Origin of the sequence: Morganella sp. EGD-HP17, from assembly GCF_000512315.2 — a bacterium.
Lineage (GTDB): Bacteria > Pseudomonadota > Gammaproteobacteria > Enterobacterales > Enterobacteriaceae > Morganella > Morganella morganii.
In genome coordinates this window covers 96,451-122,672 of the sequence record NZ_AZRH01000002.1, presented here as the reverse complement: position 1 = coordinate 122,672, position 26,222 = coordinate 96,451, and the positions used below count along the sequence as shown (strand labels likewise).

General features: G+C 51.2%; 18 protein-coding genes. 12 read left to right on the top strand and 6 right to left on the bottom strand.

Annotated features, from left to right (window positions below; all coding sequences use genetic code 11):
• Positions 1–22: 22 nt before the first annotated feature.
• Positions 23–820 (bottom strand): envelope biogenesis factor ElyC, encoded by a 798-nt coding sequence (gene elyC, locus X965_RS03000; RefSeq protein WP_032098470.1) that lies wholly within the window; start codon positions 818–820, stop codon positions 23–25.
• Between the two features lie 209 nt (positions 821–1,029).
• Here elyC and cmoM point away from each other — a divergent pair, with 209 nt between their 5' ends.
• Genes cmoM through mukB form a run of 4 tightly spaced genes read left to right on the top strand, consistent with a single transcriptional unit; the run spans position 1,030 to position 8,338 of the window.
• Complete coding sequence (gene cmoM / locus X965_RS02995; protein ID WP_004235834.1) at positions 1,030–1,818, top strand: tRNA uridine 5-oxyacetic acid(34) methyltransferase CmoM; 789 nt, start codon at positions 1,030–1,032, stop codon at positions 1,816–1,818.
• On the top strand, positions 1,811–3,136 hold the full coding sequence (gene mukF, locus X965_RS02990; RefSeq protein ID WP_036416998.1) for a chromosome partition protein MukF: 1,326 nt from the start codon (positions 1,811–1,813) through the stop codon (positions 3,134–3,136). The genes cmoM and mukF overlap by 8 nt, the downstream gene beginning before the upstream one ends.
• Positions 3,117–3,854 (top strand): chromosome partition protein MukE, encoded by a 738-nt coding sequence (gene mukE / locus X965_RS02985; protein WP_004235837.1) that lies wholly within the window; start codon positions 3,117–3,119, stop codon positions 3,852–3,854. The genes mukF and mukE overlap by 20 nt, the downstream gene beginning before the upstream one ends.
• Positions 3,851–8,338: a chromosome partition protein MukB gene (gene mukB, locus X965_RS02980; protein ID WP_036416996.1), complete on the top strand. Its 4,488-nt coding sequence runs from the start codon at positions 3,851–3,853 to the stop codon at positions 8,336–8,338. The genes mukE and mukB overlap by 4 nt, the downstream gene beginning before the upstream one ends.
• Before the next feature lie 231 nt (positions 8,339–8,569).
• On the opposite strand, the gene X965_RS02975 is transcribed toward mukB, so the two are convergent.
• On the bottom strand, positions 8,570–9,247 hold the full coding sequence (locus X965_RS02975; protein WP_004235839.1) for a hydrolase: 678 nt from the start codon (positions 9,245–9,247) through the stop codon (positions 8,570–8,572).
• A gap of 279 nt (positions 9,248–9,526) precedes the next feature.
• On the opposite strand from X965_RS02975, the gene aphA reads away from it, so the two are divergent.
• From aphA to X965_RS02955, 4 genes are all read left to right on the top strand, one after another.
• Positions 9,527–10,240: an acid phosphatase AphA gene (aphA, locus tag X965_RS02970; protein ID WP_036416994.1), complete on the top strand. Its 714-nt coding sequence runs from the start codon at positions 9,527–9,529 to the stop codon at positions 10,238–10,240.
• 337 nt (positions 10,241–10,577) lie between these two features.
• Positions 10,578–12,311 carry a L,D-transpeptidase gene (ldtD, locus tag X965_RS02965; RefSeq protein WP_036416992.1) on the top strand — a complete coding sequence of 578 codons (1,734 nt, stop codon included), beginning with the start codon at positions 10,578–10,580 and terminating at the stop codon, positions 12,309–12,311.
• Positions 12,312–12,779: 468 nt separating this feature from the next.
• On the top strand, positions 12,780–13,328 hold the full coding sequence (locus tag X965_RS02960; protein ID WP_004235843.1) for a YcbK family protein: 549 nt from the start codon (positions 12,780–12,782) through the stop codon (positions 13,326–13,328).
• A 38-nt stretch (positions 13,329–13,366) separates the two neighbouring features.
• A complete protein-coding gene (locus tag X965_RS02955; RefSeq protein ID WP_036416989.1) occupies positions 13,367–14,014 on the top strand; it encodes an MBL fold metallo-hydrolase in 648 nt (215 codons plus the stop codon).
• 64 nt (positions 14,015–14,078) lie between these two features.
• Here the strand turns inward: X965_RS02955 and X965_RS02950 are convergent, their stop codons facing one another.
• The 4 genes from X965_RS02950 to pncB form a co-directional block, all read right to left on the bottom strand.
• The gene (locus X965_RS02950) at positions 14,079–15,269 is read right to left on the bottom strand and encodes an amino acid aminotransferase (RefSeq protein ID WP_004235846.1); all 1,191 of its coding nucleotides are present in this window, start codon (positions 15,267–15,269) and stop codon (positions 14,079–14,081) included.
• Positions 15,270–15,506: 237 nt separating this feature from the next.
• Positions 15,507–16,607, bottom strand: coding sequence for a porin OmpC (ompC, locus tag X965_RS02945; RefSeq protein WP_032098466.1), 1,101 nt, complete (start codon positions 16,605–16,607; stop codon positions 15,507–15,509).
• 293 nt (positions 16,608–16,900) lie between these two features.
• Positions 16,901–18,301: an asparagine--tRNA ligase gene (gene asnS / locus X965_RS02940; RefSeq protein ID WP_004235849.1), complete on the bottom strand. Its 1,401-nt coding sequence runs from the start codon at positions 18,299–18,301 to the stop codon at positions 16,901–16,903.
• Between the two features lie 225 nt (positions 18,302–18,526).
• Positions 18,527–19,741: a nicotinate phosphoribosyltransferase gene (gene pncB, locus X965_RS02935; protein ID WP_032098465.1), complete on the bottom strand. Its 1,215-nt coding sequence runs from the start codon at positions 19,739–19,741 to the stop codon at positions 18,527–18,529.
• A 274-nt stretch (positions 19,742–20,015) separates the two neighbouring features.
• Here pncB and pepN point away from each other — a divergent pair, with 274 nt between their 5' ends.
• The 4 genes from pepN to X965_RS02915 all read left to right on the top strand — a co-directional run bounded on the left by pepN (position 20,016) and on the right by X965_RS02915 (position 26,089).
• Positions 20,016–22,634: an aminopeptidase N gene (gene pepN / locus X965_RS02930; RefSeq protein WP_036416987.1), complete on the top strand. Its 2,619-nt coding sequence runs from the start codon at positions 20,016–20,018 to the stop codon at positions 22,632–22,634.
• 277 nt (positions 22,635–22,911) lie between these two features.
• A complete protein-coding gene (locus tag X965_RS02925; protein WP_004235853.1) occupies positions 22,912–24,141 on the top strand; it encodes a YgcG family protein in 1,230 nt (409 codons plus the stop codon).
• Positions 24,142–24,345: 204 nt separating this feature from the next.
• The gene (gene pyrD / locus X965_RS02920) at positions 24,346–25,356 is read left to right on the top strand and encodes a quinone-dependent dihydroorotate dehydrogenase (protein ID WP_004235854.1); all 1,011 of its coding nucleotides are present in this window, start codon (positions 24,346–24,348) and stop codon (positions 25,354–25,356) included.
• A gap of 187 nt (positions 25,357–25,543) precedes the next feature.
• The gene (locus X965_RS02915) at positions 25,544–26,089 is read left to right on the top strand and encodes a cell division protein ZapC (protein ID WP_004235855.1); all 546 of its coding nucleotides are present in this window, start codon (positions 25,544–25,546) and stop codon (positions 26,087–26,089) included.
• Positions 26,090–26,222 lie beyond the last annotated feature (133 nt).

Sequence of the window (26,222 nt, the reverse complement as noted above, 5' to 3'; positions counted from 1 at the left end):
GAACCCGCGTTTTTGTTGTCTTCTATTCCTGTCCTTCATTATCTGACGATTTTACTGACTGCCAGAGCCGCCCCAGCCCTTCATACCAGACCCGCTCACTGTGTGATAGATAGTACGCGGAAGGAATGGTTTTTTCCCAGCTGTGCAGCGGGGTGGTGACGGCCAGCTGGTTAGCCGGTGCCGGGATAGGGTGCAGGCCGCGCGCATCAAAGAAGGCTTTGGCGCGGGTCATATGGTTAGCGGAGGTCACCAGCAGGAACGGTGCATCGCCCACCACTTTTTTCACTTCGGCGGCTTCCTCTTCGGTATCTTTCGGCAATACCAGCGGCAGTGTGCGTTCAGCAGGGATCCCCAGTGACTGCGCAACTTGCGCTGCGGCCTCTGCGCTGCTGATACTGTTTGCGCCCGGCCCGCCGGTGAAAATCAGCGTCGCCTGCGGGTAACGCAGTGCAAGGCGCACACCTTCGGTGACGCGCGGCAGACTGTTACTGATCAGGTTGGCGGAAGGTGACCATTCCGGGTTATAGGTAAAGCCGCCGCCGAGCACCACGATATAGCGCAGTTCCTGTTGCTGAACTTCTGCCGGGGTAATGAGCTCATAACGTTTTTCATACGGTTTTTCTGTTGTCAGCAGCAGAGCATCCGCCACCGGTTGCAGGCTGAGCAGCACCAGCCCGAGCCAGCTCACGGTGATCAGGGTTTTACCGGTTTTCTGCCATCGGGAAAACCACAGCAGCAGTAATCCGGCCAGGATCAGCAGGAGCATAAACGGCAGCGGCATCAGAAAACCGCCGAGGTATTTTTTCAGGGCAAACAGCATGAGCGCACCTTAAATATGATTGATTTATCACCGGTTAACGGCAGGAGTCTGCACAAATCGGGTGACATTAGACACGTCTGTGACACAATAGTTACCGACTTTGCATATTGCACTGCTCTGCCCGGCAATACAATTGAAGATAGCCGGATTGCGCGGGAAACCGCCGCAGACTGACCCGAAATATCCCCCGGAACTGAACACAGGTTTTCATGGTTGATCGTAATTTTGACGATATCGCGGAGAAATTCACCCGCAATATCTATGGCACAACAAAAGGGCAAATCCGCGAAGCGGTGGTCTGGCAGGATCTGGACGCCTTACTGACCCGGCTGAAACCGGGTCCGCTGCGCATTCTGGATGCGGGCGGCGGTGACGGTTTTTTCTCCCGCCGTCTGGCTGCGCTGGGGCATCAGGTGGTATTGTGCGACCTGTCAGAAGAGATGATTGCCCGCGCACAACAGGCCGCGCTGGATGACGGCGTGGCAGAAAATATGTCCTTTATTCATTGTGCGGCACAGGATATCGCACTTCACACTGAAGGGGCGTTTGATCTGGTATTATTTCATGCCGTTTTGGAGTGGATCACAGATCAAAAAGGTGCAATTGAAGCACTGACCGCTATAATAGCGGGCGGTGGTGCATTATCGTTAATGTTTTACAATGCGAACGGACTTGTGATGCGAAATGCGATATTAGGCAATTTTCATCTGGCAACCCCGGAAATTCAGCGCCGCCGCAAGCGTTCGTTATCGCCGCAGAATCCCCTTATGCCGGAACAGGTTTATCAGTGGCTGGATGATTGTCGTCTGACGATTGAGGCAAAAACCGGCGTGCGGGTTTTCCATGATTATCTGCAGAGCCGCCAGTTACAAAACCGTGATTTCCCGGCGCTGCTGGCACTGGAGCAACGCTATTGCCGTCAGGAGCCTTATATCAGCTTAGGCCGCTATATTCACGTTATGGCACGAAAACCGATCAGAAGGATGGACAATGAGTGAGTTTACCCAAACAGTCCCGGAACTCGTGGCATGGGCGCGAAAGAATGATTTCTCCATCGCGCTGCCGCCGGAACGGCTGGCTTTTTTACTGTCTGTTGCGGTGCTCAACAGTGAGCGCATCGACGGTGAAATGAGCGAGGGGGAACTGGTGGATGCCTTCCGCGAAGTCTGCAAAGGCTTTGAACAGACAACGGAATCTGTTGCGGTCCGCGCGAACAATGCCATCAATGATATGGTGCGCCAGAAAATATTTAACCGCTTTACCAGTGATATCTTTGAGGGTAATGCGATTTACCGGCTGACCCCGCTCGGGATCGGCATCAGTGATTATTACATCCGTCAGCGTGAATTTTCCTCACTGCGTTTATCCATGCAGCTCTCGATTGTGGCCGGTGAACTGAGCCGCGCGGCAGATGCCGCCGAAGAGGGCGGGGATGAATTCCACTGGCACCGTAATGTGTTTGCCCCGCTGAAATATTCCGTGGCGGAGATCTTCGACAGCATTGATATGTCGCAGCGCGTTATGGATGAGCAGCAAAACGGCGTCAAAGACGATATCGCCAAACTGCTGAATCAGGACTGGCAGGCCGCGATTGCCAACTGTGAACAGTTGCTGTCAGAAACCTCTCTCACACTGCGGGAACTGCAGGATACGCTCGAAGCCGCCGGTGACAAATTACAGGCGAACCTGCTGCGTATTCAGGATGCCAATATGAGTGCCGCCACCGGCTCCGAACTGGTGGATAAACTGATTTTTGATCTGCAGGCCAAGCTCGACCGCATTATCAGCTGGGGCCAGCAATCTATTGATTTATGGATTGGTTATGACCGCCATGTCCATAAATTTATCCGTACCGCTATCGATATGGATAAAAACCGTATTTTCTCGCAGCGTCTGCGCCATTCTGTACAGCACTATTTTGACTCGCCGTGGGCCCTTAATGTGGCTAATGCGGATCGCCTGCTGGATATGCGTGACGAAGAGATGGCACTGCGTGATGACGAAGTGACCGGGGAATTACCGCCGGATCTGGAATATGAAGAGTTCAGCGAGGTCAACGAAGAGCTTGCCGCTATGATGGAAACTGCGCTGGCTGTGTATAAAGCACAGGCGAAGCCGCTGGATCTGGGCGCGGTTCTGCGTGATTACCTCGCGAAATATCCGCGCAGCCGCCAGTTCGATGTGGCACGGATTATCGTGGATCAGGCCGTCCGCCTCGGGGTGGCTGATGCTGATTTCTCAGGCATCCCGGCAGAATGGTCAGCAATTAATGAATACGGAGCGAAGGTGCAGGCACATGTCATCGACACATATTGAACAATTTATGTCAGCAAAGCTGGCTCAGGCACTTGCCAACAACCTTTTTCCGGAACTTGACAGCCAGTTGCGCGCAGGCCGCCATATCGGCGTGGATGATCTGGATAATCATGCCTTTCTGATGGATTTCCAGGATGAACTGGAAGGTTTTTACGCCCGTTATAACGTGGAACTGGTCCGTGCACCGGAAGGGTTCTTCTATCTGCGCCCGCGTTCCAGCACACTGATCCCGCGCTCGGTGTTATCCGAACTGGAAATGCTGGTCGGTAAAGTGCTGTGCTATCTGTATCTCAGCCCGGAGCGTCTCGCCAACCAGGGTATTTTCTCCACGGCAGAGCTCTATGAGGAACTGCTGTCACTGGCGGATGAAGCCAAATTACTGAAAGTGGTGAATAACCGCTCCACCGGCTCTGACCTGGACAAACAGAAATTACTGGAAAAAACCCGAGGTGCGCTGAACCGCCTGCGCCGCCTGGGCATGATCACGTTTGTCTCTGCGGATAACAGCCAGTTTGTGATTGCCGAATCCGTTTTCCGCTTCGGGGCAGATGTTCGCAGCGGGGATGACCCGCGTGAGGCGCAGCTGCGTCTTATCCGTGACGGTGAGGCCCAATCCCTGACGGAAGATGAAAAATACCCGCGCCCTGAGGATCAGGACGATGATAATGAAGAATCTGATAATGACAACGCGACGGATGAAGCGGAGGATGAAGAATGATTGAACGTGGTAAATTCCGCTCGCTCACGTTAGTCAACTGGAACGGCTTTTTTGCGCGCACTTTTGATCTGGATGAGCTGGTCACCACCTTGTCCGGCGGTAACGGTGCCGGTAAATCCACCACCATGGCGGCCTTTATTACCGCCATGATCCCGGATTTGACCCTGCTGCACTTCCGTAACACCACTGAAGCCGGGGCAACATCCGGTTCCCGTGATAAAGGTCTGCACGGTAAACTGCGTCCGGGCGTGTGCTACGCCATGCTGGATGTGGTGAACTCCCGCCATCAGCGTGTGCTGGTGGGGGTGCGTCTTCAGCAGATTGCCGGACGTGATAAAAAAGTCGATATCAAATCCTTTATGATTCAGGGATTACCGACACAGTATTCCCCGACACAGATTGTCAGCGAACAGCTGAGTGAACGCCAGGTGCGGGTTCTGCCGCTGAATGACCTGAAAGCCCGCCTGGATGATATCGAAGGTGTGCATTTCAAACAGTTTAACTCGATTACTGATTACCATTCGGTTCTGTTCGAGCTGGGTGTTATCCCGAAACGTCTGCGTTCTGCAGGGGACCGCAGCAAATTCTACCGCCTGATCGAAGCTTCGCTCTACGGCGGTATCTCCAGTGCTATCACCCGTTCCCTGCGTGACTATTTACTGCCGGAGAACAGCGGGGTGCGCAAAGCCTTCCAGGATATGGAAGGGGCACTGCGCGAAAACCGTATCACACTGGAAGCTATCCGCGTTACCCAGTCTGACCGTGACCTGTTCAAACACCTGATCACTGAAGCGACCGCGTATGTTTCTGCAGATTATATGCGTCACGCCAATGAGCGCCGTGTGCATATCGACCAGGCACTCTCTGTGCGCCGGGAACTGCTCGGCAGCCGCAAACAGCTGATCAGCGAACAGTTCCGTCAGGTGGAAATGTCCCGCGAGCTGGCGGAGCAGACGGCCTCATCCGCCGATCTGGAAACGGATTACCAGGCAGCCAGTGATCATCTGACACTGGTGCAGACGGCCATGCGTCAGCAGGAAAAAATTGACCGTTATCAGGCTGATGTCGAAGAGCTGACATTCCGTCTGGAAGAACAGACTGAAGTGGCGGAAGAAGCCGCAGAACAGCTGGCGGAATATGAAGAACGCAACCATGTTGCGGAAGAAGAAGTGGATGAGCTGAAAAGCCAACTGGCCGATTACCAGCAGGCGCTGGATGTTCAGCAGACCCGCGCCATTCAGTATCAGCAGGCATTACAGGCGCTGGAACGCGCCAAAGCGGTGTGTCAGCTGCCGCAGCTGGATATTGATTCACTGGATGAATGGCTGGAAACCTTCCGCGCCCGCGAAGAGCAGGCAACCGAATCCCTGTTAGTGCTTGAGCAGAAAATGAGTGTGGCGCAGGCCGCACACAGCCAGTTCTCTCAGGCCTATGAACTGGTGAAATCGGTGGTCGGTGAAGTCAGCCGCAGTGAAGCTTACCAGACCGCCCGTGAATTATTGCGCGAACTGCCGTCACAGCAGATGATGGCCGACCGCGTCCAGCCGCTGCGCCAGCAGTTATCCGAACTGGAACAGCGTCTGCACAGCCAGCACAATGCGCAGAAATCGCTGGATGATTTCTGCAAACGCATCGGGCAGCAGGTTGAGGCGGACGGGCTCGATGAGATGCTGATGACCCTTGAGGCGCAGCAGGAAAGCCTGAGTGTCAGTGTCAGTGAAAGCGGCGAGCGCCGTATGGAAATGCGTCAGCAGACTGAGCAGCTGAAGCAGCAAATCCAGTCCCTGACCGTCAAAGCCCCGGCGTGGCTGGCGGCGCAGGAAGCTCTGACGCAATTGTGTGAGCAGTCTCATGAGACGTTCACCAGCGCCAATGATGTCACTGAATATATGCAGCAGTTGCTGGAGCGTGAGCGCGAAGTGACTGTTGAGCGTGATGAAATCGCGCTGAAAAAAGCACAGCTGGAAAAAGATATTGAACGGCTCAGTCAGCCGAGCGGCGCGGAAGATGGCCGTATGCTTGGCCTGGCAGAGCGTTTCGGTGGTATATTGCTGTCGGAAATCTATGACGACATCACGATTGATGACGCACCGTATTTCTCCGCCTTATACGGCCCGGCGCGCCATGCGATTGTGGTGCCGGATCTCAGCGCCGTGCGTCCGATGCTGGATGCCCTCGATGATTGTCCGGAAGATCTCTATCTGATTGAAGGGGATCCGCAATCCTTTGATGACAGCGTCTTCACCACCGAAGAGCTGGAGCGTGCGGTGCTGGTGCGCAGCACCGATCGCCAGTGGCGTTACTCCCGCTTCCCGTCTGTGCCGCTGTTCGGCCGTGCGGCGCGGGAAAATCAGCTGGCAGTGCTGGAACATGAACGGGATGAGCTGGCAGAACGCCTGGCGACACTCTCTTTTGATGTCCAGAAAATGCAGCGTGCTCATCAGGCATTCAGCCGTTTTGTCGGCAAAAATATCTCAGTGGCCTTTGAGGCTGACCCGGAAGCGGAAATCCGCACACTGAATCAGCGCCGTAATGAGCTGGAGCGCGAGCTGGCACAGTTTGAGGATCAGACTGCCGTTGCCCGTCAGCAGTATGCGCAGATCAAAGAAAATCTGAGCATCCTTAACCGTCTGATCCCGAATACCGCTCTGCTGCTTGATGAAACACTGGCAGATCGCGCGGATGAGATCCGTGATGCGCTGACGGATGCACAGGAATCCGCCCGTCATATTCAGCAGTACGGTGCAGCGCTGCGCAAACTGGAGCCGATGGTAGCTGTTCTCCAGAGTGATCCGGAGCAGCATGAAGCTCTGATCCGCGATTATGAAAACGCGAAACAGGTGCAGCAGCAGGCCCGTCAGCAGGCGTTTGCCCTGGAAGAAGTCGCGCAGCGCCGTCAGCACTTTAATTACGGCGGATCCGCCGGCATGCTGACAGAAAATGCCGATCTTAATGACAAACTGCGTCAGCGTCTGGAACACGCGGAGTCTGATCGTGCCCGTACACGTGAGATGCTGCGCCAGCAGCAGACCAAATGCGCGGAGTTCAATCAGGTTCTGGCCTCACTGCGCAGCTCGTATGAAACCAAATCGGACATGCTGCGCGAACTTGAGCGCGAAATGAGCGAAATTGGTGTTCAGGCGGATGCCAATGCGGAAGAGCGTGCCCGTGTGCGCCGTGATGAACTGTACAACCAGGTCAGCCATAACCGCGCCCGTATCAATCAGCTGGAAAAACAGCTGGGGATCGGCGAGTCGGAAATGGATAATCTGCAAAAACGTCTGCGCAAAGCAGAGCGCGATTACCAGCAGCTCCGCGAGCAGGTCGTGACCGCCAAAGCGGGCTGGTGTGCGGTGATGCGGATGGTGAAAGAAAGTGGCGTTGAGCGCCGCCTCCACCGCCGTGAGCTGGCTTATGAAGATGCGGACACACTGCGTTCCATGTCGGATAAAGCCCTCGGTGCACTGCGTCAGGCCGTGGCGGATAACGAACATCTGCGTGATGCACTGCGCCTGTCCGAAGATCCGAAGCGTCCGGAACGCAAAGTACAGTTCTTTATCGAAGTGTACCGCCACCTGCGCGAACGTATCCGCCAGGATATTATCAAAACTGATGATCCGATTGACGCTATTGAACAGATGGAAATCGAGCTGGCACGGCTGACCGACGAACTGACCGCCCGTGAACAGAAACTGGCGATCAGCTCGAAAAGTGTGGCCAATATCATCCGCAAAACTATTCAGCGCGAACAGAACCGTATCCGCATGCTTAACCAGGGCCTGCAGGCCGTGGCATTCGGTCAGGTCAAAGGGGTGCGCCTGAATGTGAATATCCGCGAAAGCCACGCGATACTGCTGGATGTGCTGTCCGAAGAGCACGAGCAGCATCAGGACCTGTTCGCCAGCCAGCGTCTGACCTTCTCTGAAGCGATGGCGAAACTCTATCAGCGTCTGAACCCGCAGGTGGATATGGGGCAGCGTCTGCCGCAGACCATCGGTGAGGAACTGCTGGATTACCGTAACTATCTCGAGCTGGAAGTGGAAGTCAACCGTGGTTCTGACGGCTGGCTGAAAGCCGAGAGCGGCGCGTTATCCACCGGTGAGGCGATTGGTACCGGGATGTCCATTCTGGTGATGGTGGTGCAGAGCTGGGAAGAAGAATCCCGCCGTCTGCGCAGCAAAGATATTTCGCCGTGCCGTCTGCTGTTCCTGGATGAAGCAGCGCGTCTGGATGCGAAATCTATAGCCACCCTGTTTGAGCTGTGCGATCGCTTACAGATGCAGCTGATTATTGCGGCACCAGAAAATATCAGTCCGGAGAAAGGCACAACGTACAAACTGGTACGTAAAGTCTTCAATAATCAGGAACATGTGCATGTGGTGGGATTGCGCGGCTTCGGCCAGCCGGAACCAACGCCGGCACCGGAAGCATTGCCTGAGCCGGTGACGGAAGAGGAGGATGACGGGGAAGAAGAGCAGGATTAATTTCTCCCTCCGGTCTTTTCTCTGAAGCGGATGAGCACATTGCTGTGCTCATCCGTGATTGCAGACAAAGCAGGATAAAACGTGGTTTTTCCTGCTTTGTGTTATCAGCCGAAAATCAATAAATTGATTTTCCTGGTTTATTTTTACAACCCCTGTCGGTCGTTGCCAACCCTTGCAGGTTTGTCAACGGCCTGAGATGAGCGCAGCAGTGCGCTCATCCGTTTTTTTATATCAGCGCTGTGAATCTAAAATCTCGTTGTTATTTACAACGTCCTGCGCTTTGGTATAGCTCTCAATCAGTAACTGATAGGCCGGGAAAATCTGTGTGTACGCCTGTGCCCATTCTGCCGCATCCGCACGGTTCCAGGTTTTTTGCAGTTCAGAGGCCACCGCTGCAGTATCCATCGGTACCACACCAGCCTGGACAACGCGCGCCAGGGTGATTTCCTGAGCCATCTTGGTATAGGTACCGGAAGCATCAATTACCGCAAACACCTGATAACCGTCAGCCACGGCGCTGATCGCCGGGAATGCCATACAAACGCTGGTAATGGTACCGGCGATGATTAACTGCTTTTTACCGGATGCTTTCACTGCAGCCACAAACTCCGGGTTATCCCAGGCATTAATTTCACCTTTACGGGCAATATACTGAGCATGTGGTGCATTTTGGTGAATTTCCGGGATCAGCGGTCCATTCGGACCCTGCGGCACAGACGCGGTGGTGATCACCGGAATATTGGCGAGCGTTGCCATTTTTGCCAGCACAGCGGCTCTGGCGCGTAATTCAGTCATCGGCATATCGCCGACAGTCTGGAACAATCCGCTCTGATGATCGATTAACAACATCAGTGCATCATCAGGATTAATAACAGGACGCTGACCATTAAAGTTTGCCGGATTACTCATTTTAAGACCCTCACTTATGGTAATTTGATGGTGATTTTTGTTTAAACAGTGTGTTTCTCAGAAACGTTCTGTTGTGCGGATTAAAATTAATCCATAAGCGAAAAGCTGAGTAGTGCGGATATTGATAAACAATGTTCTGAATTCAGAACAATCATGCGGCTGTCAGCCGGTATAAAGCGGCGGGGATTCCTCACCGTGTGATCTGAATAACGTTAATATGAAACCGGAATGGTTAGATTCTCACTCCGCGTGATCGACACAGAAAATTAAGGATATACAATGCGTAAACTGACCCTCACCCTGAGTGCCCTGGCACTCGCTCTGAGCCTCAACAGTGTGGCTGATGCCAAAGTGTACATGCCGGAAAAAGTCAGTGACGGCGTGACCGTTGCTCAGCTGGCAGAACAGCATGCCATTCACTGGATTTCGGTTGAACAGATTGAAGAGAGCCTGAAAGGGCAGCCGCCGATGGCGGTGGGCTTTGATATTGACGACACTGTCTTATTCTCAAGCCCGGGCTTTTACCGCGGCAAACTGGAATACTCCCCGGACGACTACAGTTATCTGAAAAACCCGGAATTCTGGGAAAAAATGAATAATGAGTGGGATAAATTCAGTATGCCGAAAAAATCCGGTATGGAACTGGTTCAGATGCACCTGAAACGTGGTGATACCGTTTATTTCATCACCGGGCGCAGCAAAACCAAAACAGAAACGGTCACCAAATATGTTCAGGAAGGGCTGCGTATCCCGGCAGATAAAATGAACCCGGTTATTTTTGCCGGTGATGAGGAAGGGCAGAATAATAAAGTCAGCTGGATGCGTGATCACAAACTGAAAATTTATTACGGTGATGCGGATGCCGATATTGCCGCAGCACGGGAACTGAATATCCGCGGTATCCGGGTATTACGTGCTTCGAACTCCTCGTATCAGCCGCTGCCGAAAGCCGGTCAGTTCGGCGAGGAAGTGGTTATTAATTCCGAATATTAATCATAACCTGTCAGTCATCTAAGCTCCGCCCCCGGCGGAGTTTTTTATTTGTGTTGTTTATTGTCCGGCGCAGATTTGTTTATCCGGGAAGAAAAGCAGAGAATGAGATGTATTTCATCGCACTCAATACATGCGTTTGCGTAATTAGTGCAGTGTATTCCTCTTAAAAAGATGTATTTGCGCCTTTTTTCTACGATTTTTTCGTTATCCTATTTTCAATTATTCTCTGACAGGTAAAATCAGCAGGGAAGTCATTTAAACGATACATTTACTATACTGACCATAAGTATTAACAATTGGCCGGAACAGACATAATAAAAAATAAGAGAGGGATGTTATGGTGACGGGAGTTAAAAAAGTTGTTCCCATTTCCGCCATGATAGGAACACTGTTACTGACGCCTGTTTCGTGGGCCTCAACAGCACCGGTAACGCATCTGACTGAAGCAGATGCCAAAGTGGAAAATCTGAAAGCATTTTCAGAATCACCGGAAAGTACAGAAGCACAGGCCGCAGAGCCGGTGGCCGGTGTTAATGCACTGCCTCTGAGCGATGTCGCTGACAGTATCCGCCGTGAAGTTCCGGCGGCAACACCGTTACTTTATACCGACACACTGACAAACATTTATGCGGAACATCAGCTGAAACCGCTGTGGACTGATGAAAAAGCGCGTCTGTCCCTGGAAAATCAGCTGGCGGAAGCCGCACTTGCCGGATTCCAGCCGCAGTTCACGGCCTGGCTGAATGCCCTGGCACAACCGGATCTGTCCCCGCTGGCGCGGGATATGATTTTAACGGATGCGGCATTGGGTTATCTCTATTACCTCGACAACGTGAGCACCAAAGGCGATAAATGGCTGTACGGCGCCCGTCCGTTCACGTTTGCGGCTGTCAGTGCCCCGTCACTGGCGCGGCTGAATACAGCGGCTCATAACGGCACTCTGGCGGCATTTACCGATACGCTGTTACCGGCGAATAAGATGTATCAGCCGATGCGCAAAGCCATGCTGACAGAACTGGCGGATACCGCGCCGTGGCCGGAAATGGTGATTAACCGGACATTGCGTCCGGGGGAAAGCCATGAATCTGTCGGGGCACTGCGTGAGATCCTGCACCGCTTTAATCTGATCTCTGCCAATGACATGATGAGTGCCGGTGCCGTTTACGATAAAACGCTGGTGGCGGCCGTTAAACAGTTTCAGTTACAACACGGTCTGGAAGCTGATGGTGTTATCGGTAAACAGACCCGTGAGTGGCTGAATAAGACACCACAGATGCGTGCTGCCATTATGGCGGTGAATATTCAGCGTCTGCGCATTACGCCGGACAATGAACCGACCGCTATTCTGGTCAATATTCCGGATTTTTCCCTGTATTTCTATGTGGATAATAATCTGATCCTGGAATCCAGAACCATTGTCGGCCGTGCGGAGCGCAAAACGCCGATTATGTCCAGCGCCCTGAATAATGTGGTGATTAACCCGCCGTGGACGGTTCCGCCGACCATGAGCCGCCAGGATGTTGTGCCGCGCGGCAGGGCTGATCCGGGCTATTTCAGCAGCCGTGGTTACACTATCTATAACGGCTGGAGTAACAACGCCTCTGTGGTTGATCCGTACAGCATTGACTGGAGTGTTATCACGCCGTCAAACTTCCCGTACCGGATAACCCAGGCACCGGGCCCGTCCAACTCGCTGGGACGCTATAAATTCAATATGCCGAACTCAGAGGCGATTTATCTGCATGACACCCCGAACCACAGCCTGTTTAATAAAAATATGCGGGCCATCAGTTCCGGCTGTGTGCGGGTGAATAAAGCCAAAGATCTCGCGGCGATACTCCTTGGTGATGCGGGCTGGAACGAAACCCGTGTGGATGGTGCACTGAAAGCGGGCAGTACCCGTTATGTCTCTATCCCGAACCGTATTCCGGTTTATCTCTATTATCAGACTGCCTGGGTAAACGCGGAGAATATCCCGCAATATCGCGCGGATATTTACCGCTACGATGACAGCAGCCTGAAAGGTATTGATAAATTAACTGATATCACGCCTTTCCTGATAAAAAGCTGATCACATGAAGCCGTTTATTTATTACAAATAAGCGGCTTTTTTCTTCTGAAATATAATTAACCGAAAAGCGATGTGCAGATAAAAAATAATTCACTGCGCAATATTATATTTTGTCATTCTGTTAATTAACTAAAAATGATTAATTTTGTCATATCACCGTTCCCGGCAAAGGCTCAGCGGATGCGGCATCGTGCCCGTCACACACCGGGTGTTCATGAAAATGTCGGTGAGGTTTACTTTCTGAGTAAAAATGTGTTTTTTTATTTGACTCCGGGGGATTGAATCGGTAAAAAATAGACGGTCAGTTTTGTTTATTGCTGTTTTTTTCATATTGACATTAATATTGAAATAACCTGACGAAAATTTACAGAAATAGACAAAACCGATCCGCTGCGGGTCTGAACGGTGAACACAATTATCGCTGTCCGGCCATGTAATATTTAATCAGATAAAGAGTGATTACCGTCAATGGATACAATTGATAACGACCGCCGTAAATGGCTGGGTTTTGGTGCGGCGGCGCTGGGGTTGGCTTTATTACCGAATCACGCATTTGCGTCCCTGACCACACCCCGGCCGAAAATTTTACGGTTTGAAAATCTCAATACCGGTGAATTTTTGAAAGCAGAATTTTTTGACGGTAAACGTTATAACCGCTCTGAACTGGCCCGCCTGAACAAGTTGTTCCGCGACCACCGCAGTAATAAAGTCAAAACCATTGACCCGCACCTGTTTGACCAGATGTATCTGTTGCAGGTGATGATGAACATCAATAAACCTATTCAGCTGGTGTCAGGTTACCGTTCTCTGGTCACTAATAATGAACTGCGCAGAACCACCTCCGGTGTGGCGAAGAAAAGTTATCACACCCGCGGACAGGCAATGGATTTCCGTATTCCGGGTATCCAGTTAAGTCAGGTTCGTAAAGCAGCCATGAAAATGCGGGCTGGTGGTGTGGGTTACTATCCGTCCAGTAATTTCGTTCATATGGATACAGGACCGGTCAGAACGTGGTAATCTGTTGTTATTACCCGCTTTAACCGGAGTTTTGTGTCATGCAATATCATATTATCCCTGTCACCGGCTTTATGCAGAACTGCACCCTGGTTTGGTGCGATGAAACTAAAGCCGCTGCTATTGTCGATCCCGGCGGTGAAGCGCCGCGTCTTATCCGTGAAATTGAACAACGCGGTCTGAAACTGGAAAAAATCCTCCTGACTCACGGTCACTTTGATCATGTCGGCGCAACTGCGGATGTGGCAGAGCACTTTAATGTGCCGATCGTCGGCCCGCAGAAGGAAGATGCTTTCTGGATTGAGGGGCTGACACAGCAGAGCCAGATGTTCGGTGTGGAGCCATGTCGTGCATTTACCCCGGATCAGTGGCTGGAAGAGGGCGACAAGGTCACTGTCGGCAATCTTGAGCTGGATGTGCTGCACTGCCCTGGTCATACGCCGGGTCATGTGGTGTTTGTGGATAAGCAGGACAAACTGATTTCAATGGGTGATGTGCTGTTCAGAGGGGGTGTCGGCCGCAGTGACTTCCCGCGCGGTAATCATCAGGATCTGATCCGCTCCATTAAAGAAAAAGTGCTGCCGCTGGGGGATGAGTACCGTTTTATCCCGGGCCACGGCCCGATGTCCACACTCGGGGAAGAGCGCCGCACAAATCCGTTCCTGCAGGATGAGCAACCGGTCTGGTAAGCAATATCATTGCAGAAATAAAAATGCCTGACACAGTCAGGCATTTTTTATGGTCAAAACGAAATTACAGTACTGCGACAATGGCTTCGCACAGCGGAACCATATTTTCCAGTGTCAGACCGGCAACGTTGATACGACCGGAGCTGACGGCATAGACCGCATATTCATCACGCAGACGTGCAACCTGCTCTTTGGTCAGGCCGCTGAAAGAGAACATACCGTTCTGGCGGATAATAAAGCTGAAGTCCTGCTTCGCGCCTTTTTCCTGTAAGGTGTTCACAAAGAGCTGGCGCATACGCTTGATGCGCTCACGCATGGTGGTCAGTTCCTGGATCCACTCTTCTTTCAGTTCCGGATCAGACAATACTGTTGTTACCACAGCACCACCGTGTGACGGCGGGTTAGAGTAGTTGGTGCGGATAACGATTTTGATCTGGCTGAACGCGCGATCAGCGGTATCCGGATCAGCCGCAACCAGGGTGCAGGCACCGACACGTTCATTGTACATGCCGAAGTTTTTGGAATAAGAGCTGGCCACCAGCATTTCAGGATGAGATTTTGCGAAAATACGCAGCCCCTGAGCATCCTCATCCAGACCGGCAGCAAAGCCCTGATAAGCAAAGTCAAAGACCGGCAGCAGACCTTTTTCTTTTACCAGAACAGATAATTGTGCCCACTGCTCAGCAGTCGGGTCAATACCGGTCGGGTTGTGGCAGCAGCCGTGCAGCAGGATCACATCACCGGCCTGCGCCGCTTCCAGGCTTGCCAGCATGCCATTGAAATCCAGTGAATGGTTTTCGGCATCATAGTAATTGTAAGTGCAGATTTCCAGACCGGCACCGGCAAAGATACCGTTGTGGTTAGGCCAGGTCGGGTTGCTTATCCAGACACGTTTTGCGCTGGTTTGTTTAGCAATGAAATCAGCCGCGATACGCAGCGCACCAGTGCCGCCCGGCGCCTGTGCGGTACGGGCGCGTTTGGCGGTGATGATGTCACTGTTATCACCAAACAGCAGTGCCTGAGTTACTGTTCCGAATTCAGGGATCCCGGTAATCGGCAGGTAGTTTTTCGTGGTTTCATTATCCAGCAGATACTTTTCCGCTTTTTTAACGCAGCTCAGTACCGGTGTTTTACCGGTTTCATCTTTATAAACACCAATACCTAAATTGATTTTGTTTTCACGGGGGTCCTGACGGAAGCTGTCAGCCAGACCTAAGATCGGGTCGGCAGGCGCGGCAGTAATATTCTCAAACATAGTTGTTGATCCCAATAGTATCTGATAGTGCGGATAAGAGGACTGTCACAAGGTTATCAGGTTAACTCCCTGTAAATCATTTGCCAACTGTTTACAGAAAAAAGACGAAGATCTTGTGAAGTGGGTGACGTCCTGTTGAGGTTTGCATGAAAATGCATCACAAAACGCGTTAAACAGATAACAAAAAACCCACGGCAAGCCGTGGGTTTTGTATTCATACTTAGCGTTAAAGCTAAATCAGAACTGGTAGGTCAGACCTAAACCAACAACATCACCAGTGTTGATTTTAGCACCGCGGGTGAAGTCATTGTTGTCCAGCAGGTTGATTTTGTAATCAACAACTGCAGACATGTTTTTGTTGAAGTAGTAGTAAGCACCCAGGTCGATGTATTTAACCAGGTCTTCGCTGCCTTTGCTACCGTTATCCAGGTCTTTACCTTTAGACTGCAGGTAAGCGATGGATGGACGCAGACCGAAGTCGAACTGGTACTGTGCTACTAATTCGAAGTTCTGAGTTTTGTTAGCGATGTCATCAGCTTCGCCGTATTTGGTCATGTTACGGGTTTCACCGTACAGAGCGGCCAGGTACAGGTTGTTAGCGTCGTATTTAGCACCAACGTTCCATGCTTCAGCACGTTTACCTTCAGCACCGAACATACCTTTCTGCTGGTTGATAGTACGAGCAGAGTTAGAGTAGCCAGCACCCAGAGTCACGCCCCAGCCCAGGTCGTAAGAAGATGATAAACCATAACCGTCACCATTCGCTTTAGCGCTGTCACGTGCTGCGATAGAGTTATCGTCGTTAGCACCCTGATACTGCAGAGCGAAGTTCAGACCATCAACGTAACCGAACATGTCGGTGTTACGGTAGGTCAGCAGGTTAGCATTACGACCGGTCATGAATACGTCGGTCTGTGCCATGGTGTCGCCACCGAACAGTGGCAGAACGTCGGTCCATGCTGCAGTGTCATATACCACACCGTAGTTACGGCCGTAGTCGATTGAACCGAATTCAGCGAATTTGAAACCAGCGTAAGCTAAACGTACTTTGTTTTTGTTGTCGCCTTCAACGCCGTTGGTTTTGATTTCGTTTTCGAAACGACCGAAACCGGTCAGTTGGTCAGTGATCTGAGTTTCACCTTTGATGCCGAAACGAACGCGTGAATCGTCGCCATCTTCTTTAGAGCCATTGTCATCAGACTTAGCGAACATGTGACGAACGTCAACTTTACCGTACAGGTCTACTTTGTTGCCGTCTTTGTTGTAGATTTCAGCTGCGTTTGCTGCACCAGCAACTAACAGAGCCGGGATAACCACTGCAAGAATATTGCGTTTCATTATTATTACCCTCATTGGTGTTATTCGGACACCTGCCACTGCCAGAAATAGTTCTGAAAAAAATTTGGAACTATTTATGAGAGTTTAGTGTCGTCTGTGTCGGCGACCAGTGTTCCATTGGTAAAATATTTTATCTACCCTGAAAGTGCTACAAAAACGAAGAATCTGTAACAAATGGCAAAAAAGTATTTCAAAATGTAAATAATCGGGAACTTTTTGAACAGTCAGATCATCAGACATAAAAAAAGCCGACCTGAAGGCCGGCTTTTTACATTCAATATTTTTGATGAAAATCAGAATGTGGCGCTGCGCGGGGTGCGCGGGAACGGGATGGTTTCACGGATATTTGAGACACCCGTCACATATGATACCAAACGCTCGAAGCCCAGACCGAAACCGGCGTGCGGCACTGTGCCGTAGCGGCGCAGATCACGGTACCACCAGTAATCTTCTTTATTCATACCCAGTTCATCGAAGCGGGCATCGAGTCTGTCCAGACGCTCTTCACGCTGGGAACCCCCGATGATTTCACCGATTCCCGGTGCCAGCACGTCCATCGCTGCCACGGTTTTGCCGTCTTCGTTTTCACGCATATAGAAGGCTTTGATCGCTTTCGGGTAGTTTTTAACGACCACAGGCGCTTTGAAATGTTCTTCCGCCAGGTAACGCTCGTGCTCAGAGGACATATCCACGCCCCAGTACACGTCGTTTTCAAAGGTTTTGCCGCAGTTTTCCAGGATTTTGATCGCGTCGGTGTAATCAACCTGTGCGAAATCGGAAGTGACAAAACGTTCCAGACGTTCGATTGCTTCTTTATTAATACGCTCAGCAAAGAATTCGAGGTCGTCGCGGCGCTCTTCCAGAACGGCTTTGAAGACATATTTCAGCATGGCTTCGGCCAGACCGGCGATATCATTCAGGTTGGCAAACGCCACTTCCGGCTCAACCATCCAGAATTCCGCCAGGTGGCGGCTGGTGTTGGAGTTTTCCGCACGGAATGTCGGGCCGAAGGTGTAGATTTTGCTCAGCGCAGAGGCATAAGCTTCACCGTTCAGCTGACCGGATACAGTCAGGAAGGCTTCCCGGCCGAAAAAGTCTTCGCTGAAATCCACTTCGCCTTTGTCGTTACGCGGCAGGTTGTGGAAATCCAGAGTGGAGACGCGGAACATTTCACCGGCACCTTCGGTATCGGAGGTGGTGATCAGCGGGGTGGATACCCAGAAGAAACCCTGCTCGTCGAAGAAACGGTGTAATGCCTGGGATAAGGTATGACGGACACGGGCAACCGCGCCAATCAGGTTAGTGCGCGGACGCAGGTGCGCCACTTCACGCAGATACTCGACAGAGTGGCGTTTTGCCGCCATCGGGTAGGTATCCGGATCATCAACCATACCGACCACACGAACCTGTGAGGCATGGATTTCAAAGCTTTGTCCCTGGCCCGGGGAAGCAACCACTTTCCCGGTAACTTCAACAGAACAGCCCGCCGTTAAATGAAGCACTTCATCATTATAATTAGGTAAATTATTTTCGATGACGGCCTGTACCGGATTAAAGCAGGAACCGTCGTAGACGGCGAGGAATGAGATCCCGGCTTTTGAATCTCTCCTTGTACGGACCCAACCCTGTACCGTGACTTCGCTGTCAACAGGTACACGGCCTTGCAGTACATCGACCACAGGCGCTATGCTCATAGTTGAAACTCTCTCTTCTTATATATAGGTCTGTTACACGCGTTACCCGCCATCCTCTGAGATGTGAGTAACAGAATAGTCATCAGTTGCCGTCAAACGGGCAATCTCACTATGTTACTTGCTCACTCTCAGGAAACAAGCAGAAATTAGGGGGTAACAGCCCGAAAAACAGAAAAAATAACCGTCTTTTTCTGTTCTCCGGGAGCAGGTATATAAAAGGAGGGATCAGCAGGCGCGCTGAACGTGGGGAATATCAAATGCGCGGCGCAGTTTATCGACAAATTCATCATCTTCACAGATGGTTTTGCCGGGGCTGTCAGAGAGCTTGGCAACCGGTTTACCGTTGCATTCCACCAGCTTGATAACAATATTGAGCGGCTCGACATCCGGGATATTGCAGGTCAGGCGGGTGCCGATACCGAATACTAGATTTATCCGGTCACAGAAATGGGCATAAAGCGCGAGGGCTTTGCGGAAATCCAGGTTATCTGAAAAGACCAGCGTTTTGCTCATCGGGTCGATACCCAGCTTTTCATAGTGAGCAATGGCTTTTTCACCCCATTCCACCGGATCCCCGGAATCGTGGCGCAGACCCTGATAGGCGCGGGCAAACGGGGTATCGAAATCGCGCAGGAAAGCATCCATTGTGATGCAGTCTGTCAGTGCGACACCGAGCTGATCCGGATATTCATCAAGCCAGGTTTGGAGAGCGGCGCGCTGGCTGTTGGCCAGTTCCGCACTGATCTGCTGATGTGCCTGGAACCATTCATGCGCCTGGGTGCCGACCGGCTCCAGATCGAGTTTTTCCGCCAGCAGGTAATTGCTGGTGCCGACCAGATACGGGAAATGCTGTTTCAGTTCAGTGACAATGGCTTTCTGAACATCAAAAGAGAAACGGCGGCGGGTACCGAAATCCATCAGTTTAAAGCGGCTGAGATCCAGCCCGGCTTGTTCGGCATCCTGATAAAAACGCGCCACCAGCTCACGCAGACGGATAACGGCATCTTCCGGCGTGACCTGCGGTGATTCATGATGGTGGACGAGTTCACTGATCAGCGCCAGCAACGGCACTTCCCACAGGATAACCTCCACCCACGGGCCGCTGATACGGACAGCCAGCTGGCCGTTGCTGTCACAGCGGATATTTACCTGTGACGGATCAAAACGGAACTGACGGAACCAGGCGAGGTAGTCCGCCGAAAAGAACGGCAGGCGGGCCAGGTAGTTATACTCGTCATCACTGACTGACAGCTCTGCCATCATTGCCACCCGGCGGCGCAGTTCATCTGCGTACTGCCCCAGCCGTTTGCTGCTCCGGCAGCGGAATTCCGCGACCACAGGAATTGAACGGTAATGATGGAACACTGCCTGCTGCATATGCAGCTTATACGCATCGGTATCCAGCAGTGATGTGATAATCGGGGTTGCTTCTGAATTCATGGCGCTTTCAGCATCCTCACGGAGCAATCAACCTAAACAGGTTATAGCTTACTATTATCTGCGTATAGTAACACGTTATTTTCCCTGTGCGTGATGTTCAGCGCGCAATCACATTATTTGTTAACATTTTATTCATATTTAGTACTGTACCGCACCGTCAGGAAATCAGGGCGTATCACAAACTGCTAAAATTTCGTTTACCACGGCGCCTGAATTATGAGAGCCTAAGTACAGCGTAATTGTAATCATTTAATAAAACAGTGAAGAGAAAACCATGACACAACAGCGGCAGGCGAAGTATCGTCAGGACTATCAGGCTCCTGACTATACCATTACCCATATTGATCTCGATTTTGCGCTCGACCCGCAGACGACAGTGGTGACTGCCGTCAGTCAGGTGAAGCGCCTGAATGACAACGCCTCTGAGCTGGTGCTTGCCGGTGAGGGGCTGACCCTGAAGCAGCTGACCATTGACGGCAAAGTCTGGTCAGATTACCGCGAAGAACCCGGTTCGCTGCGCATTATGAATGTGCCTGAACAATTCACCCTGCAAATTATTAATGAAATCAGCCCGGCGGAAAATACCGCACTTGAGGGGCTGTATGTGTCCGGTGATGCACTTTGCACACAGTGTGAGGCGGAAGGTTTCCGTCATATCACGTATTACCCTGACCGCCCGGATGTGCTGGCGCGTTACACCACCCGGATCACGGCGGACAAAGCCCGTTATCCGTATCTGTTATCCAACGGTAACCGGATTGATGCCGGGGAATCCGGGGATAAACACTGGGTGAAATGGGAAGACCCGTTCCCGAAACCAAGTTACCTGTTTGCTCTGGTGGCCGGTGATTTTGATGTGCTGCGCGATACTTTTACCACCCGCAGCGGCCGTGATGTGGCGCTGGAGCTGTTTGTCGACAAAGGTAACCTCGATCGTGCCGGCTGGGCGATGACCTCCCTGAAAAATGCCATGAAATGGGATGAGGAGCGCTTTGGTTTCGAGTATGACCTCGACATCTATATGATTGTGGCTGTTGATTTCTTTAATATGGGCGCGATGGAGAACAAAGGGCTGAATGTCTTTAACTCCAAATATGTGCTGGCGAAGAATGAAACAGCGACGGATAAAGATTATCTCGGGATTGAATCTGTTATCGGTCATGAATATTTCCATAACTGGACCGGTAACCGTATCACCTGCCGTGACTGGTTCCAGCTCAGCCTGAAAGAAGGGCTGACCGTTTTCCGTGACCAGGAATTCAGCTCTGACCTCGGTTCCCGCCCGGTAAACCGTATCAATAATGTCCGCGTGATGCGTGCCGCTCAGTTTGCCGAGGACGCCGGTCCGATGGCGCACCCGATCCGTCCGGACAAAGTCATTGAAATGAATAACTTCTATACGCTGACGGTGTATGAGAAGGGCTCTGAAGTGATCCGCATGATCCACACGCTGCTCGGCGAAGAGCAGTTCCAGGCGGGGATGCAGCTTTATGTTCACCGCCATGACGGCAGCGCCGCGACCTGTGATGATTTTGTGCAGGCGATGGAAGATGCGTCTAATGTCGATCTGACACTGTTCCGCCGCTGGTACAGCCAGTCCGGTACGCCGCTGGTGACTGTACGTGACAGCTATGATGCGGATAAAAAACAGTATCAGCTGCATGTGACCCAGATGACCCCGCCGACACCGGATCAGCAGGACAAACAGCCGCTGCATATCCCGTTTGATATTGAACTGTACGGCAGTAACGGCGACGTGCTTGCGCTGCGTCATGAAGGGGAGCCGCTTCATTCAGTACTGAATATTACCCGTGATGAACAGACCTTCGCCTTTGATGATGTCAGTGAAAAGCCGGTACCGTCACTGTTCCGCGAATTTTCCGCGCCGGTGAAAGTGGATTATCCGTACACTGATGCACAGCTGGCATTTCTGATGCAGCACGCCCGTAATGAATTTGCCCGCTGGGATGCCGCACAGTCTCTTCTGGCATCACATATAAAGGAAAACATCCGCCGTTATCAGGCCGGTGAAGACTTGCAATTACCGGAAGGGGTAACCGATGCTTTCCGTGCAGTGCTGCTTGATGAGCAGATCGATCCGGCACTGGCAGCTCAGATTCTGACCCTGCCGTCAGAAACCGAGGTTGCGGAATGGTTCCCGGTGGTGGATCCGGATGCAATTAATGCGGTAATGACCTATATCGCCGGCACATTTGCCCGTGAACTGGCGGATGAGCTGTATGCGGTGTATGTCAGCATGAAAACCGGGGCATATCAAATCGATCATGCGGATATTGCAAAACGTGATCTGCGCAATGTTTGTCTGGGCTATCTGGCACTGGATGAGGACAAAGCGCAGGCGGATAAGCGCGTGTCACAACAGTATGCGCAGGCCGACAATATGACCGATTCTCTGGCGGCTCTGACGGCGGCGGTGAAGGCCGCGCTGCCGTGCCGCGATAAACTGCTGGCGGATTACGACAACAAATGGCATCAGGATGGTCTGGTGATGGACAAGTGGTTTATTCTTCAGGCCACACGTCCGGATGCGGATGTGCTGGATAATGTGAAATCACTGCTCACTCACCGGTCCTTCACCATGGCGAACCCGAACCGGGTGCGCTCACTGGTCGGTGCGTTTGTGATGAATAACCCGAAAGCGTTCCATGATAAATCCGGTAAAGGCTATGAGTTCCTGACGGAGATCCTCTGTGATCTGAACAGCCGTAACCCGCAGGTGGCGTCACGTCTGATTGAACCGCTGATCCGCCTGAAACGGTATGACGACAGCCGTCAGAGCAAAATGCGTGATGCATTGCTGCGCCTGAAAGGGCTGGAAAATCTCTCCGGTGATCTGTTTGAAAAAATCACAAAAGCACTGGATGAGAACTGATCATTGCTTTTGCGGATAAAGGAGCGATAGCGGGCAGAGAAACGAAAAGCATGCGCGTCATGGATGACGCGCCTGAGCGTACAGGGAGGTATTTACAGCGACTTTTCGTTTTTGCCCGCTGTCAGCGACTTCACTGAAGCTGATTCAGACAAACACCTCCCCGGAGGTGTTTTTTTTTGCACTGCAATACATTGTCACAGTAACAGGGCGTTATTTTTAACCGGATACGGTAAACTCAGGCCAATGACGACCTGTATATAAAAGAAAGGATTTCGTGATGAGAAATGAAATAAACCGGTACAGTCGCTGGTTACAGGGGATATTTTCCCTGTTTTTGCTGCTCTTTGCTGTGACGGCATTTGCTCAGACGGAGACATTTCCCCGTATGCAGGGATCGGTCACCGATACCGCCGGATTGCTGACCGCCGGTGAGCGCAGCAGTATTGAGCAGAAACTGAATGCACTGCGCGAGCGGACCGGTACGCAGATTGCGGTACTGACGGTGAACACTACCGGGTCGCGCGATATTGAAAGTTATGCGGAAAAAGTCTTTAGCCAGTGGCGCCTTGGTCGTATCAATATTGATGACGGAATCTTATTGCTGGTGGCGTCAGATGATCGCGCGATGCGGATTGAGGTCGGATACGGGCTGGAAGGAGCGGTGAGTGATGCGGTGGCAAACCGTATTCTCAAGGATTATTTCATTCCGAATTTTAAAATGGGAAATTATGCCGGTGGTATTAATGATACCGTCGATGCGCTGATTGCCAGAGTCCGCAATGAACCACTGCCACCGGTTACCACTCCGGCATTCTTTATTGCCAAACAGGCAGGGCCCGTCGGCTGTATTGATATTGTGCTTGGTGCGGTACTGGCCGCGAGTGCATATCTGTGGGGCGCTTTCCTGTATGGCATGGTGAAACGCTTTAAACTGAAAGCGGCAATTCCGATCGCCATTATTCTTTATCTGACCTGGTACGCCGGCGGCTTTAATAATCCGGCCGGAAACGGTATTCATTTCGGGGAAGATTTTCTCTACACAGAATTACCGCGCTGGAGTCAGTTCCTGTTCCTGCAGATTCTGCCGTTCTGGCTGGTGATAGTGTTGACATTCACCATGTTTATCGCGGCCTTCTTCTTATTCCTGCTTACGCTCGGCGGATTGTACCGGATACTGACGAAAATTGTCCGGCCTCAGAAGCTGCGGGTTTCAATCTGTGTTGGTTTTCTGTTCGGCGGATTTGCTTTTATTTTCGGATTACTGTTTTCAGAGGGGAGTCTGGCCGCCGGTGTGGTGGCGGGAGTGGGATTCGGCATGTTTGTCGGGATCGGGCACTATTTCGGTTTTGTTACTGTCGGCGGCGGAGGCGGCAGTGGTTCAGGGCGCGGCGGCCGTGGCGGGGGCAGCAGCGGCGGTGGTTACAGCGGGGGCAGCCGGAGCAGCAGCCGATCCTCATCCGGAGGTGGAGGACGCAGCGGTGGCGGCGGGGCATCCGGTCGCTGGTGATCTGATAATAAATGACGCACATTCTTTGTGCGTCATTTACTGCGTAAAAAAGCCGTGCAGAACGGACGTATTTCACCTATTATAGCCGCCTGAGATAGGCTCCCGCTGTTTCAGCTATGATTCACGACCTATTTTGTTACAGAGAAATTGCCCGGTACGGCGTGTTGTGCCGAAAACACATATCTATAGCAAAAGGTATTTAAGATGTATTATCCGCTAGTCAGGAAGGCCCTGTTCCGCCTTGATCCGGAACGCGCCCACGAATTCACCTTTCACCAGCTTAAACGTCTTTCCCGCTCTCCTTTCCGTTTTCTTATTCAGCAGCATGTCGCCACCAAACCCGTTCAGTGCATGGGACTCTCTTTTAAAAACCCGCTCGGATTAGCCGCCGGTCTTGATAAAGACGGTGAATGTATTGAAGCATTTGATGCAATGGGTTTTGGTTTTGTTGAAGTCGGTACGGTCACACCGAAACCACAGCCGGGAAATGATAAACCGCGTCTGTTTCGTATTGTCGAAGCAGAAGGGTTAATTAACCGGATGGGTTTTAATAACCTCGGGGTGGATAACCTGGTTGAGAATATTAAACAGGCCCGTTTCGGCGGTATTCTGGGAATTAATATTGGTAAAAATAAAGATACACCGGTTGAACAGGGAAAGGATGACTATCTGATTTGTATGGACAAAGTGTATACCCACGCCGGGTATATCGCTGTTAACATCTCCTCACCGAATACCCCTGGATTACGGACACTGCAATACGGCGATATGCTGGATGACCTGCTGTCAGCAATAAAAATAAAGCAGCAGGAACTGCATCAGAAGCACGGAAAATATGTACCTGTCGCGGTAAAAATTGCCCCGGATTTAACAGCGGAAGAATTAATTCAGGTCGCTGACAGCCTGGTGCGCCATAATATTGACGGTGTGATTGCCACCAATACCACATTAGACCGCTCATTAGTGCAGGGATTAAATCACTGTAATGAAACTGGTGGATTAAGTGGCCGCCCGGTGCAGAGTAAGAGCACCGAAATTATCCGTTTATTATCGAAAGAGCTGAACGGGAAATTACCAATCATCGGTGTCGGCGGAATAGATTCCCTGGTTGCCGCCCGGGAAAAAATGGAAGCGGGTGCATCTCTGATCCAAATCTATTCAGGATTTATCTACCACGGGCCCAAATTAATTAAAAATATTGTAAATTGCCTGTAATTTTCACTATTATTCCTGTCAGGGGGTTTATTTTTCCCCCTGTTTCTTTTATATTTTCAGATGTTGCCTGAAAAATTGTCACTGACAGGCAATGCACGTTAAAGCAAACAATCACTTTTAATTATTTTATTTAATGTGTAGTGAAAATATAAATCGCTAATCAGGTATTAGCCGGGAATGTGATCAGATGAAAATAAAACCTGACGATCAATGGCAGTGGTATTACGATGATACGCATGAGCGTATTATGCTGGATCTTGCCAACGGAATGGTATTCCGCTCCCATTTTGCACCACGTCTGCTGGCGCCGTACGCACGGTGTCACAGCCCGTTTTCTGTTGATGATGCCGCGTTATTTTTTATCTTTGAAGAACAGATTAAAAAATTAGATATTCCGGCACAGCAGTGTGCTGAATTAACACTGAATGCGTTAATTGCATCGCGTTTTTTAAAGCCGCAAATGCCGAAGAGCTGGTATTTTTCATTGTTCTGCGCAATGACAAAACCGGAGCAGGGGCAGCTGGTTGAAGTGGTGGCGGATAACAATCGTCAGCGCAGCAACTTTATTGTGGCGGAAGCAGGGGACAGTGCCAGTTTATGTCTGCTGGTTGATCCGGTACTTGAATTACACGATCGGAGCATGTGTTTTTGTGATCCGATAAAGATCATGAATGATCGTTTATTACCAAGAACCCCGGTAACACGGAGTTTATTAATGGGCAGAGCTGTCTGAGGCTGTCCGGTAAACGATCATAATCAGGATCAGATAACGTTATATAACCCCCGGCGGATCCTTATTATTAATAAGTGATCAATTCAGCCGGAAATACCCCCGGTAGTTTATCTGCCGGGGGTATTTTTTTACC